This window comes from Streptomyces sp. NPDC033136 (genome assembly GCF_055578235.1).
This window is the reverse complement of sequence record NZ_JBVIPD010000037.1, coordinates 41,368-53,420: the sequence shown is the minus strand read 5'-3', so window position 1 is coordinate 53,420 and position 12,053 is coordinate 41,368. Positions and strand designations below refer to the sequence as shown.

Genomic DNA, 12,053 nt, shown 5'->3' with positions numbered 1-12,053 from the left:
AGTGGAGCGGATCATGCGTGAGCGCGACATCACCGGGGTCACCCGGCGCAAGCGCCGGTCGCTGACCCGTCCGGCGAAGAAGGCGGTGCCCGCTCACGACCTGATCGGCCGCGACTTCACGGCCTCCGCCCCGGGGCGGAAACTGGTCGGTGACATCACCTACCTCCCCACCGACGAGGGCTGGCTGTATCTGGCGACCTGGCTGGACCTGGCCACCCGCGAGATCGTCGGCTACTCGATGGCCGACCACCACCGCGCATCCCTGGTGGTCGACACACTGACGATGGCCGCCGGCCGCAGCGACCTCCAGCCCGGCTGCGTCGTGCACTCGGACCGCGCAGCGGAGTACACCTCTGACGAACTCCGCCGGGAAGTACACCGGTTGGGCCTGCGGCAGAGCATGGGACGAACCGGCTCGTGCTACGACAATGCCGCCGCCGAGAGCTTCTTCGCGCTACTGAAAGCGACCCGCATGGACCGCGAGGTCGCCGGCGTGGATGGTCTCTACTCGCACGTTGCCCTGGCCATGGAGCAGGAGATTGCCGATTCGCTGCAAAGCAGGTGGCTGCGCCGTTCGTGGTCGGCGAGGGAGGGCACCGGAAAGGCGCCATCTCCCACTGCTCTACCATTCGATCTTGAAAAGTGGTGGAAACCAGCAGGTCAAGGCCGCTCAGGACACGTCGACATAGTTTCGTTCATGAAGTTCATCTCGACCAGGAGCTTCATGCCGTTCGTCTACTACCGCATCGTCCTCGGCATCGTCATCATCGCCCTGGTCGGCATGGGTGCGCTGAGTCCGCACGCGGCCGAGTCGGCGGGCTGAACCGGCCTGTGTGACCCGCGTCTCGTGACCAACCGCATAGCGATCGGGTAGCCGTCCGGTAGCGGCCTGTCAGTGGCTGCCCCTAGGCTTGTCCGCATGTCCCCCGATTTCGTGACCCCTGGTTCCGCGCGGTCCGCCGCCGAGGTCAACGAGGAGATCCGCGCGCTGTGGCGCCGCACGGGCGGCACCCTGTCGTCCGAGGAGCGCGCGGAGTACGAGCTGCTGGTCGTCGAATGGGCCGCCGCGATCCGCAGCGGCGTCGTCAAGGCAGCCTGACCCGGTGGCGCTGACGCGCCGGCACCTCGTCGCCCACCGGGGACGGCCGCTCCTCGGGCAGCAGCCCGGCGACTGACTCCCCTTCCCCGCCACCAGCCGGTGGATCTCCGCGGCGAGCGGCGTGACGTCCTCGATCCCCACGATCCACTCATCCGCGGACCGGAGGACAGGATCGGTCCGGAAGCCCCTGGTGGCCACCGAGTATCACGCACGGCTCTTGGCCCGGCCCCTCCCCTGCCCAGCACTGAGCCGATGACGCAGCGCGTGGAGCTCGCCATCGTGAGGGACCGGCTGGCCGTCGACGAGGTGGTCACCGACTACGCGGTGGCGGTCGACGACGGTGAGTGGCGGCGCCTTCCCGGGCGCCGGACGGCATCTGTGGTCAACTGACCCGGCGTCCTCTGTCCTGGTGCCGCGGCAGGCGACGTTCGCCCCGTCGCGGCGCCCGGCACGCTCCCCCACTGCCCGAAAGGCGTGGGAGGTGCCCCAACCTCGACGCACCGGACGCCGCTCCTTGACGGGCAACGTTGCCTGCCGCGGCACTAGATCGTCCGCGGGACGCACACTGGAGGCACCCGCGGGGTAGGAGGCGCGTATGAAGACGCTCGGCCACTGGCTCGCCTCCCCTTGGCGGCGCTCGGCCGTCGCCGCGGTCGCGGGCGCGCTCCCCGTCCTGGCCTTCCCCGCCCCGTCCCTGTGGTGGTGCGCCTACGTCGCCCTGGTTCCGTGGCTCCTGCTGCTGCGCACCGCGCCCACCGGGAAACGGGCGATGTACGACGGCTGGTGCGGCGGCTTCGGCTTCATGCTGGCCATGCACCACTGGCTGCTGCCGAGCCTGCACGTGTTCACGTTCGTCCTCGCCGCCCTCCTGGGCGCCCTGTGGGCCCCGTGGGGCTGGGCTGTGCGCCGTCTCCTGGGCGGGATCCCCTCGCGGGGTCAGGTCGCGGTGGCGCTCCTGGTGCTGCCCTCGGGCTGGCTGGCCGTCGAACTGGTCCGCTCCTGGCAGGGCCTCGGCGGCCCCTGGGGCATGCTCGGCAGCAGTCAGTGGCAGGCCGAACCCGCGCTGCGGCTCGCCTCCGTCGGCGGCGTGTGGCTGCTCAGCTTCCTGGTCGTGACCCTCAACGTCGTGGTCGCCGTCCTCGTGGCCGTCCGCCGGGCCCGCGTGCCCGCCGTGGCCGGACTCGCCGCCACGGCCGTCGCCACCACCGCCGCCTGGACCCTCGCGCCCCGCCCTCCCGTCGACGGCCAGGTCAGGATCGCCGTCGTCCAGCCCGGAGTCATCGGCGGCCCGGACAGCGGCGACCGCCGCTTCGACCGCGAGGAGCAGCTCACCCGCCGGCTCGCCGGACAGAACGTCGACCTCGTCGTCTGGGGCGAGAGCAGCGTCGGTTTCGACCTCGGGGACCGGCCCGACCTCGCCCGGCGGCTCGCGGACCTGTCCCGCGCGACGGGCGCGGACATCCTGGTCAACGTCGACGCCCGGCGTTCCGACAAGCCCGGCATCTACAAGAGCTCGGTTTTGGTCGGCCCCGGTGGTCTCACCGGCCAGCGTTACGACAAGATGCGGCTGGTCCCCTTCGGCGAGTACGTCCCGGCCCGTTCCCTGCTCGGCTGGGCCACCTCCGTGGGCAAGGCGGCGGGCGAGGACCGCAGGCGCGGCTCTCAGCCGGTCGTGATGAACGTGGGGGACGAGCTGCGCCTCGGCCCGATGGTGTGCTTCGAGACCGCCTTCCCCGACATGACCCGCCACCTCACCCGGGAGGGCGTCGACGTGCTGGTCGGCCAGTCGTCGACCTCCACGTTCCAGCACAGCTGGGCCCCCGGGCAGCACGCGTCACTCGCCGCGCTGCGCGCCGCCGAGACCGGCCGCCCGATGGTCCACGCGACCCTCACGGGCGTCTCGGCCGTCTACGGCCCGAGCGGGCAGCGCGTCGGCTCATGGCTCGGGACGGACGCGTCCGCCACACAGGTCTACGAGATCCCGCTCGCCCACGGCACCACCCCCTACGTGCGCCTGGGCGACTGGACCGTGCACGCGGCCATGCTGATCCTCGCCGCGTGGGCCGTCGGCGAGGGCGTACGGCTCCTGCGGGTCAGGCGGTCCGGTCCTGAACCGCGCGTACCACCCGTTCGCACAGCTCATGGGTCTCCAGCGCGTCCCGGGCGCTGAGCACCTTGCCGGCCCGGACCGCGTCCAGGAACGTCAGGACCGCCTGCTCGATCCCGCGCTGCCGGGCCACCGGCACCCAGTCCCCGCGCCGCCGCACGGTCGGCTGGCCCTTGTGGTCGACCACCTCGGCGAGGTTGACGACCTGCCGCTTGGTGTCCTGCCCGGACACCTCCAGGATCTCCTCGGCGGAACCGCTGAGCCGGTTCATCACGCCGAGCGCGGTGAAGCCGTCCCCGGCGAGCTGGAGCACCAGGTGGTGCAGCAGCCCGTCCTGGACCCGGGCGCGCACGGTCACGTCGTCGATCGCGCCGGGCACCAGGAACCGCAGGGTGTCGACGACGTGGATGAAGTCGTCGAGGATCATCGTGCGCGGTTCCTCCGGCAGCCCGAGGCGGTTCTTCTGCATCAGGATCAGCTCGCGAGGATGGTCCGCGCACTGGGTGTAGCCGGGGGCGTGGCGCCGGTTGAAGCCGACGGCGAGGCTCACGCCGCGCTCCTCGGCGAGCGCCACCAGCCGCGCGGAGTCGTCGAGTTCGTAGGCGAGCGGCTTGTCGACGTAGGCCGGTACGCCTGCCTCCAGCAGCCGCGTCACGATCTCCGGGTGCGCCGGCGTGGGCGCGTGCACGAAAGCGGCGTCGAGGCCCGCCGCGAGCAGGGAGTCGAGGGTGGTGTGCCGCCGCTCCCGCGGGACGTGGAGGCCGCCGGCGACCCGGTCGAGCGTGGCGGGCGTACGGGTCTGCAGGTGAAGTTCCACCCCGGGCTGGAAGGCGAGGACCGGAAGGTAGGCCTTCTGCGCGATGTCACCGAGTCCGATACAGCCGACCTTCACGGGGTGCTCTCCTCTGGACGGTTGCCTGCCGGGGTCTGCCCGGAAGCATACGGCTGCCGCGGGGGCCGCCAGTCGGCGATGCCGTCGAAGCTCCGCAGGAACAGGGCGGGCCCGGCCTTGGACAGCGCCGCCATGACGGCGTCGCGTACGGCGATCCCCGGGCGGCTGGTCATGAGGTTGAGGCGGGCCACCCGCACCGCCTGGCGCGCGATGGCGGTCGTGCGGGGCTGCCGGGCGGCGGTGTAGGCGGCGAGGTCCTCGCAGACGCAGGTCCTCCCTGCTCGAGCGAGGCCGGAGGCTTGGAGATGGGCGAGCACGATGGCGTCCTCGATGGCCTGGTTGCCGCCCTGTCCGAGCATCGGGGGCATGGCGTGCGCGGCGTCGCCGAGCAGGGCGACCCGGCCCTGGTGGTAGGCGGGCAGGGGTTCGCTGATGTGGTGGACGTCGTGGCGCAGGACGTCCCCGGGGCGGGCGGCAGCGAGCACGGCGGGGATCGGGTCGTGCCAGTCGCCGAAGCGGCGCAGCAGCTCGGCCTTCTCGTCGTCGGGCGCGCGTCCGCCCGCGGGCGTCACCGCGGCGGCATAGGCGTAGACGCGGCCGTCCTTGAGCGGGTGGGTGCCCCAGATGCGGCCCCGGCCCCAGGTCTCGTGCGGGGCGAACTCCGCGCCGGGCACGGGGATCACGATCCGCCAGGTGGTGAAGCCGGAGTAGACGGCCCCCGGGTGTCCGGGGAAGAGCGCCCGGCGTACGGCGGACCGGACGCCGTCCGCGCCCACCACCAGGTCGGCCTCCAGCTCGCCGTCCGCGGTGGTGACGCGGGCCGGCCGGTCGGTGCCGCCGCTGTCGGCGAGGGCCGCGGCGGTGTCCGTGCGGATGGTGTCCGGCGGGAGCCGCTCGGCCAGGCGCTCGATCAGGGTGGCGCGGTGCAGCAGCACGAGAGGGCCGCCGAAGCGCTCGGCGGCGGCGTCGGCGGAGGAGCGCGAGAGCCACCGTCCGCTCGGGGTGCGCAACCCGCCGTCCCCCGACCAGGCGGCGAGGGCGCGGATCTCGTCGCCCAGGCCGATGACGTCGAGGGCGCGCAGGGAGTTGGGAGCGAGGGAGATCGCCGCGCCGACCGGCTCCAGCGAGCGGGCGCGCTCCAGCACGGTGACCTGCCAGTCGCGCTGGTGCAGGGCGACCGCCGCGGTCAGACCTCCGATGCCGCCGCCGATCACGACGGCCCGCTTCGACCGAGCCATGGCTCCTCCTCCAACCGGACACCTGACTACATCTGTAGTGACAGGTTCGAGGCTACTACAGCTGTAGTCACACGGGTAGCGTGAGCGCCATGCCCGCACACGCCACCCGCTCCTCCCGCTCCGACCTCGTCGCCGACACCGCCCTCGCCCTGCTCGCCGAACGCGGGATGCGGGGACTCACCCACCGGGCGGTCGACGAGGCGGCGGGACTCCCCCAGGGTTCCGCCTCGAACCTCGCGCGCACCCGGCAGGCCCTGCTGGAACTGGCGGTGCGGCGCCTGGCCGACCGCGAGGCGCGGGTGCTCGCCCTGCACGAGATGCCGGACCCCGGGAACGGGGCCGGTGCCGTGGCGGACGCGCTGGCCCTGGCGGCCCACCGGGCTCTGACGCACCACCGCGCCCTCACGCTCGCCCGCTACGAACTGGCCCTGGAAGCCACGCGCCGCCCCGAACTGCGGGCCTACTTCGACGCCGCGGGCGCCCGCTTCCGGGACCAGCTCACCGCCCTGATCGCCGGGATGGGCTCGACGGACCCGGCCCGCCACACCCTGTCGCTGATCGCGTGGGCGGACGGGCTGATGTTCAGTTGCGTGGCCGGATCGTTCGGAGGCGAGGTGCCGAGTCTGGAGGAGGTGCGGGCCGGGCTGCGGGAACTGCTGTACGGGATGCTCGGGGACGCGAAAACGCGTGGTGGGATCAAGGCTGCTGGGAAATGATGCGGTCATGACGACCGAACGACGCATGCCCGGCACGACCGCCGACGAACGCACCATGCTGGAGGGCTGGCTGGACTTCCACCGGCAGACCCTGGCGTGGAAATGCGAGGGACTGAGCGACGAGCAGCTCAGGTCCGCCCCCGTCGAGCCGTCCGACCTGTCCCTCATGGGACTGGTCCGGCACATGGCCGACGTGGAGCGGAGCTGGTTCCGCCGGGTGCTGACGAACGAGGACGCGCCGCCCCTCCACTGGAGCGACGAGGACCCGGACGGCGACTTCCGTCTCACCGAGGCGGACACCTGGCGGGACACCCACGCCGTCTGGCAGGCCGAGATCGAGACCGCCCGGCGCAACGCGGCCCGCTTCGGCCTGGACGACATCTCCGAGGGCAAGCACCGGCGCACCGGCGAGCGGTTCAACCTGCGGTGGCTCTACACCCACATGATCGAGGAGTACGCGCGGCACAACGGCCACGCCGATCTGATCCGCGAGCGCATCGACGGCGCGACCGGCGACTGACGTCACCCGCGTCACGCCTGCGCCCTCCGTACGGGGCGCGAGATCACCCGTGCGGGGCATCCTCCGCCCGTCCCCCGCCCCATCACCGGCCGTACACAGCAGAGTTGCGCGGGTGCATCGAACGACGACCACAGCGACGCTTCTGGTGACCGTGGCTGTCTCGGCCCTCTCCGGCTGTACGACGGTCCAGCATCCGCCCCTGCCGGGGCCCTCGGCGGCACCGTCCCGGCCGTCGGCGCCGGAGCCGGAGGGGCGGGCGGAGACACAGATCGTGCAGGCACCGGCCCGCGAGGCCCTGCAATTCATCGAGACGTCACGCCGCCCGGAGCCGGCCACGTCGGCCTCCCGCCCGGCCACGCCCCCGGCGGCCTCGCCGGAGCGGACGCGACCGCCGTCCGGCACGCGTGACGTCCGCCCGCGCCCCGCCCGGCCGGAACACCCCGAGCCGGCCCCGCGCAGCCCGCGGCGCCCCCACACCGATGTCTCCGACGTCCCGGAGTCGGTGCGCCGGGACGTCCACCGGCAGGTCCCGGACAGTGCGGACGTGTGCGCGCTGGGCAGGCGTTACGGGGGATGGCGGGCGGACAGCCCGGAGGCGACGATCTGCCGCGACACCTACCGGCGTTGACCCGCCGTTTCAAGGCCGCTGCCGCGGCGGCGTCCACGTTCCTCCGCCGCCTTCTCCCAGCCGGGACTCCAGCCGTCCGATGGCCGCCCGCACGCCCTCGCCGTAGCTGTCGTCGGTCAGGGCGGTGGCGGCTTGCCGGGCCCACCGCAGGTGCGTGCGGGCGGCATCGCGCCGGCCGAGTCTGACGTAGTCGTCCGCCAGGTTCAGGTGCAGGGAGGGGTAGAAGGCGATCACCGCGAGCGCTTCCTCCTCGGCCTCGGCCTCCGCCGCCGCTGCCAGCGCCCGCAGGTCCCAGGCCAGCTCGTCCGCCGGGTCGTCCTGTGTGTCGGCCAGGTAGTGGGCGAGGGTGCAGCGGTGCAGCGGGTCGCCGTGCTCGCCGATCTCCGCCCACAGGTCCAGGAGACGGTGCCGGGCCTCCTCCCGGTCCCCCGCGTGGTGCAGCATGACGACCTGCCCGATCCGCGTCAGCACGGCATCCGGCGCCGCCTGTCCCTGTCGCTCCGCCACCACGCCCTCCGCGCACTCCGCCGGCTGTTCCCGCCGACGCTAGCCGCAGGCGGGGGCGATCCGGCTCAGGCGGCTCCGTACATCACCGGGCCCGTCACGACCGCGGGGCCGGCGCCCCTCAGCCCAGGTTCGGAATCGTCCAGTCGACCGGCCGGTGCCCCTGGGCCTCGACCGCCGCGTTGATCTGCGTGAACGGACGCGAGCCGAAGAACTTCTTCGCCGACAGGGGTGAGGGGTGCGCGCCTTTGACCACCACGTGCCGCGACTCGTCGATCAGGGGAAGCTTCTTCTGCGCGTAGTTGCCCCAGAGCACGAACACCGCCGGGTCGGGCCGCTCGGCCACGGCCCTGATCACGGCGTCGGTGAACTTCTCCCAGCCCCGGCCCTTGTGCGAGTTGGCCTGGCCGCCGCGCACCGTGAGCACCGCGTTGAGCAGCAGCACGCCCTGCCGGGCCCAGGGCATCAGATAGCCGTTGTCCGGGATCGGCGTGCCCAGCTCCTCGTGCATCTCCTTGTAGATGTTCCGCAGGGACGGCGGGATCCGCACCCCGGGCCGGACCGAGAAGCACAGGCCGTGGCCCTGGCCCTCGCCGTGGTACGGGTCCTGGCCGAGGATCAGGACCTTGACCTCCTCGTAGGGCGTGGCGTCCAGCGCGGCGAAGACCTCCTCGCGCGGCGGGTGGACGGGGCCCTTCGCCCGCTCCTCCTCGACGAACTCCGTCAGCTCCTTGAACCAGGGCTGCTGCAGCTCGTCACCCAGAACCCCGCGCCAGGACTCGGGCAGCATGGCGATGTCGGTCACGTCAACGTCCTCACGATGTGCGGTCACTTGCAGGCCTCAGAACCTACAGGCGGCCACTGACAACGCGCCCGGGACCGGAAACGCTCCCCCCGCCTACCAGGCGGTCTTGCGGTGCAGCTCCCACAGCCTCATGATCGTCGACGGGTCCAGGGCACGCTCCGCGCCCGAGATGTCCCGGCTCGCCGCCACGTACTGCCGGCCCTGCCACAGCGGCAGCAGACGCGCGTCGTCCACGAGGATCCGCTGGGCCTCCTCGAACTCCTTCTCCACACTCGCGCGGTCGCTCTCCCGGCGCGAGCGGGGCAGCAGGTCATCGGTGATCTCGGGCGCCGGGTAGGGCGTACCGAGGGCGTTCTGCTCGCCGACGAACGGCGCGATGAAGTTCTCCGCATCCGGGAAATCGGGGAACCAGCCACGCCCGAACACCGGGTACTCGCCCTTCTGGTAACCCTCGACGTACGTCTTCCAGGGGCGGCTCTTGAGGGTGATCGAGAACAGGTCGGAGGCCTCGAGCTGGCGCTCCAGCTCCTTGAACTCGCCGGCGGTCTCGGAGCCGTAGCGGTCGCTCGTGTACCAGAAGGTGAGCGGGACGCGCTGGTTGATGCCGGCCTTGGTGAGGATCTTGCGGGCCTTGCCGACGTCGGGGTCGCCGTAGTCGTCGAAGAAGCCCGTGGTGTGGCCCGTGAGGCCCTTGGGGACCATGGAGTACAGCGGGTCGACGGTGTCCTTGTAGACCTTGTGGGCGATCGCCGCCCGGTCGACGACCTGCGCGATGGCCTGGCGCACGGCCTTCTTGTTCGCCCAGGAGTCCTTCGGGTTGAACACCAGGTAGCTGATGTCGGTGCCGGTGCCCTCGACGAGCTGGATCTCCTTGTCCTTGGAACTCTTGCTCTGCAGTTCGACGACGTCACCGGCGGCCAGGCCGCGGTAGGTGACGTCGATCCGCTTGTCCCGCAGGGCCTTGACCATGGCGTCGGAGTCCTGGAAGTAGCGGATGATCACCGCGTCGTTCCGGCGCTCCGCGTAGCCCTTGTAGCCGTCGTTGCGGACGAGGACGGCTTCCTTGCCGTCCTCGTACGAGTCGAGGTTGTACGGCCCGGACCCGACGATGTCGTTACTCTCGCGCAGGCTGTCCGCCGGGTAGGCGTCCGGGGAGACGATCGACATGGCGGGCGTGGCGAGCACGAACGGGAAGGTCGCGTCCGGTTTGTTGAGGTGGAAGACCACCTCGCGGTCGTTCGACGCCTGGACCCGCTCCAGGCTGCCCAGCAGACCGGCGGGGCCGCCGTTGACGTTGATCTTGCGGATCCGGTCGAACGAGTGCTTGACCGCCTGGGCGTCGAGCGTGTCGCCGTTGGAGAACTTCAGGCCCTCGCGCAGCTCACAGCGGTACACCTGGTTCGACGAGTCGCTGAAGCCGCACTCCTCGGCGGCGTCCGGCTCGGGCTTGCTCGCACCGGTCGGGTAGCTCAGGAGCGTCTGGTAGATGTTCCGGAACAGCTCCCACGAGCTGTCCCACGAGGCGGCAGGGTCCAGCGTGCTGGGAGCACTGGTGGTGCCCAGGACGATCGGCCCTTCGTCCTCCGGGGTGTCGGACGACAACACGCCACACCCGGCGACCAGGGACGATATGGACGCGATGGCCGCCACCCGCCGCAGGCATCGGTTCCGGTTGAACACGCGCACGCTCCTCGATCTGCCCTACCAAGGGTCGGCAGACCATACCGCAGTGCCACGCCCTCTGACTCTCCCCGGGGTAGGACTTCTTGATCGATAAACCCTTGACGACGTTGTCATCACCCTTTGTGGCATTTTCACCCCGGCACGGGCGCCGCTTTCGTCAAAGGGTGCCCGTGCCAGGCCGCACGCGCCGGTGTCAGCCCGTGCCGGCGTTGAGGAAGATGCCGCCGTCCACGACGAGCGTCTGACCGGTGACCCAGTCGGACTGCTCGGAGGTGAGGAACGCGGCCGCGCCGCCGATGTCGGACGGCACGCCGAGCCGGCCGAGCGGGTAGGCGGCCGCGGCCTCCTCCTCCCGGCCCTCGTACAGGGCCTGGGCGAACTTGGTCTTCACGACGGCCGGGGCGATCGCGTTGACCCGCACCTTGGGCGCGAACTCGTGCGCGAGCTGCACGGTCAGGTTGATCATCGCCGCCTTGCTGACGCCGTAGGCGCCGATGAACGGCGAGGGCGAGAGGCCCGCGACGGAGGCGATGTTGACGATCGCGCCGCCGTTGTCCTTCTGCCAGGCGTGCCAGGTCCGCTGGGCGAAGCCCAGCGCCGAGACGACGTTGGTCTCGAAGACCTTGCGGGCGACGTTCAGGTCGAGGTCGGCGATCGGGCCGAACACCGGGTTCGTGCCGGCGTTGTTGACCAGGAAGTCGACCCGGCCGAAGGCCTCCATCGTGCGCTCGACGGCGATGGCCTGGTGCGCCTCGTCGTGGGCCTTGCCGGCCACGTAGACCGCGCGGTCGGCGCCGAGCCGCTCGACGGCCTCCTTGAGGGCGTCCTCGTTGCGGCCGGTGATGCACACGCGGTCGCCGCGCTCGACGAGCGCCTCGGCGACGCCGTAGCCGATGCCACGGCTGGCGCCTGTGACGAGGGCGACCTTGCCGGAGAGTTCCACGGAAGTCATATGTCTTCGTCCCTTAGTCGAGGGGTCCGCCGGCCACGTACAGCACCTGGCCGGAGACGAACCCGGCCGCCTCGCCGGTGAAGAAGGCGATGGCGTTGGCGATGTCCTCCGGCTCCCCGACGCGCGCCACGGGGATCTGGGTCGCGGCGGCGGCCTTGAAGTCCTCGAAGCCCATGCCGACGCGGTCGGCGGTGGCCTTGGTCATCTCGGTGGCGATGAAGCCGGGGGCGACGGCGTTGGCGGTGACACCGAACTTGCCGAGTTCCTTGGCGAGGGTCTTGGTGAAGCCCTGGAGCCCGGCCTTGGCGGCCGAGTAGTTGACCTGCCCGCGGTTGCCCAGCGCCGAGGACGACGAGAGATTCACGATCCGGCCGAATCCCGCGTCCACCATGTGCTTCTGGCAGGCCTTGGACATCAGGAAGGCGCCGCGCAGGTGCACGTTCATGACGGTGTCCCAGTCGGAGACGCTCATCTTGAACAGCAGGTTGTCGCGCAGCACGCCGGCGTTGTTGACCAGGATCGTCGGCGCGCCGAGTTCCTCGACGATCCGTGTGACGGCTGCCTCGACCTGCGCCTCGTCCGAGACGTCACACCCGACCGCGACGGCCTTGCCCCCCGCGGCGGTGATCTTCTCGACGGTGTCCTTGCAGGCGGCCTCGTCAAGGTCGAGCACGGCGACCGCGTGCCCCTCGGCGGCCAGTCGTACGGCGGTGGCGGCACCGATCCCGCGCGCGGCACCGGTGACGACGGCAACCCGCTGCTCAGTGGTGGACATGCTGGTTCTCCTCAGGTGAGCGACCGCTTAGTACCTTCAGTGGAGGTGACGCTAGAAGCCCTGGCACTCGGTGTCAACGGCCAGGCGGGGCATGTGATCCATCACCCGGACCCACCATGCCCCGCGCGAGCGGC

At 71.5% G+C, this 12,053-nt stretch carries 13 protein-coding genes and 1 pseudogene; 7 read left to right on the top strand and 7 right to left on the bottom strand.

Translation table 11 applies throughout. The features are described from left to right. The first annotated feature begins 1 nt into the window (after nucleotide 1). The 4 genes and pseudogenes from ACZ5TL_RS38005 (at nucleotide 2) to lnt (ending at nucleotide 3,269) form a co-directional block, all read left to right on the top strand. Nucleotides 2-823 carry an IS3 family transposase gene (locus tag ACZ5TL_RS38005; protein ID WP_468595340.1) on the top strand — a complete coding sequence of 274 codons (822 nt, stop codon included), beginning with the start codon at nucleotides 2-4 and terminating at the stop codon, nucleotides 821-823. A gap of 96 nt (nucleotides 824-919) precedes the next feature. Continuing rightward, nucleotides 920-1,099, top strand: coding sequence for a hypothetical protein (locus tag ACZ5TL_RS38000; protein ID WP_468595339.1), 180 nt, complete (start codon nucleotides 920-922; stop codon nucleotides 1,097-1,099). Between the two features lie 252 nt (nucleotides 1,100-1,351). Continuing rightward, nucleotides 1,352-1,447, top strand: a pseudogene (locus ACZ5TL_RS37995) (nuclear transport factor 2 family protein); the annotation flags it as partial. 247 nt (nucleotides 1,448-1,694) lie between these two features. Next, nucleotides 1,695-3,269: an apolipoprotein N-acyltransferase gene (lnt, locus tag ACZ5TL_RS37990; RefSeq protein WP_468595338.1), complete on the top strand. Its 1,575-nt coding sequence runs from the start codon at nucleotides 1,695-1,697 to the stop codon at nucleotides 3,267-3,269. Here the strand turns inward: lnt and ACZ5TL_RS37985 are convergent. Continuing rightward, nucleotides 3,193-4,098 (bottom strand): Gfo/Idh/MocA family protein, encoded by a 906-nt coding sequence (locus tag ACZ5TL_RS37985; RefSeq protein WP_468595337.1) that lies wholly within the window; start codon nucleotides 4,096-4,098, stop codon nucleotides 3,193-3,195. The genes lnt and ACZ5TL_RS37985 overlap by 77 nt on opposite strands. Further along, nucleotides 4,095-5,336 (bottom strand): FAD-dependent monooxygenase, encoded by a 1,242-nt coding sequence (locus tag ACZ5TL_RS37980; RefSeq protein WP_468595336.1) that lies wholly within the window; start codon nucleotides 5,334-5,336, stop codon nucleotides 4,095-4,097. The genes ACZ5TL_RS37985 and ACZ5TL_RS37980 overlap by 4 nt, the downstream gene beginning before the upstream one ends. Nucleotides 5,337-5,425: 89 nt before the next feature. On the opposite strand from ACZ5TL_RS37980, the gene ACZ5TL_RS37975 reads away from it, so the two are divergent. The 3 genes from ACZ5TL_RS37975 (at nucleotide 5,426) to ACZ5TL_RS37965 (ending at nucleotide 7,200) form a co-directional block, all read left to right on the top strand. Continuing rightward, complete coding sequence (locus ACZ5TL_RS37975) at nucleotides 5,426-6,052, top strand: TetR/AcrR family transcriptional regulator (protein ID WP_468595335.1); 627 nt, start codon at nucleotides 5,426-5,428, stop codon at nucleotides 6,050-6,052. A gap of 7 nt (nucleotides 6,053-6,059) precedes the next feature. After that, the gene (locus ACZ5TL_RS37970) at nucleotides 6,060-6,572 is read left to right on the top strand and encodes a DinB family protein (RefSeq protein WP_468595334.1); all 513 of its coding nucleotides are present in this window, start codon (nucleotides 6,060-6,062) and stop codon (nucleotides 6,570-6,572) included. 112 nt (nucleotides 6,573-6,684) lie between these two features. Further along, on the top strand, nucleotides 6,685-7,200 hold the full coding sequence (locus ACZ5TL_RS37965; RefSeq protein WP_468595333.1) for a hypothetical protein: 516 nt from the start codon (nucleotides 6,685-6,687) through the stop codon (nucleotides 7,198-7,200). A gap of 9 nt (nucleotides 7,201-7,209) precedes the next feature. Here the strand turns inward: ACZ5TL_RS37965 and ACZ5TL_RS37960 are convergent, their stop codons facing one another. From ACZ5TL_RS37960 to fabG, 5 genes are all read right to left on the bottom strand, one after another. Beyond that, nucleotides 7,210-7,707 carry a hypothetical protein gene (locus tag ACZ5TL_RS37960; RefSeq protein ID WP_468595332.1) on the bottom strand — a complete coding sequence of 166 codons (498 nt, stop codon included), beginning with the start codon at nucleotides 7,705-7,707 and terminating at the stop codon, nucleotides 7,210-7,212. Between the two features lie 118 nt (nucleotides 7,708-7,825). Continuing rightward, the gene (locus tag ACZ5TL_RS37955) at nucleotides 7,826-8,509 is read right to left on the bottom strand and encodes a uracil-DNA glycosylase (RefSeq protein WP_468595331.1); all 684 of its coding nucleotides are present in this window, start codon (nucleotides 8,507-8,509) and stop codon (nucleotides 7,826-7,828) included. Between the two features lie 93 nt (nucleotides 8,510-8,602). Then, on the bottom strand, nucleotides 8,603-10,189 hold the full coding sequence (locus tag ACZ5TL_RS37950; protein ID WP_468595330.1) for an ABC transporter substrate-binding protein: 1,587 nt from the start codon (nucleotides 10,187-10,189) through the stop codon (nucleotides 8,603-8,605). A 196-nt stretch (nucleotides 10,190-10,385) separates the two neighbouring features. Continuing rightward, entirely contained in the window at nucleotides 10,386-11,144 is a 759-nt protein-coding gene (locus ACZ5TL_RS37945) for an SDR family oxidoreductase (RefSeq protein ID WP_468595329.1), read from the bottom strand. A 13-nt stretch (nucleotides 11,145-11,157) separates the two neighbouring features. Then, on the bottom strand, nucleotides 11,158-11,919 hold the full coding sequence (gene fabG / locus ACZ5TL_RS37940; protein ID WP_468595328.1) for a 3-oxoacyl-ACP reductase FabG: 762 nt from the start codon (nucleotides 11,917-11,919) through the stop codon (nucleotides 11,158-11,160). Nucleotides 11,920-12,053: the final 134 nt, after the last annotated feature.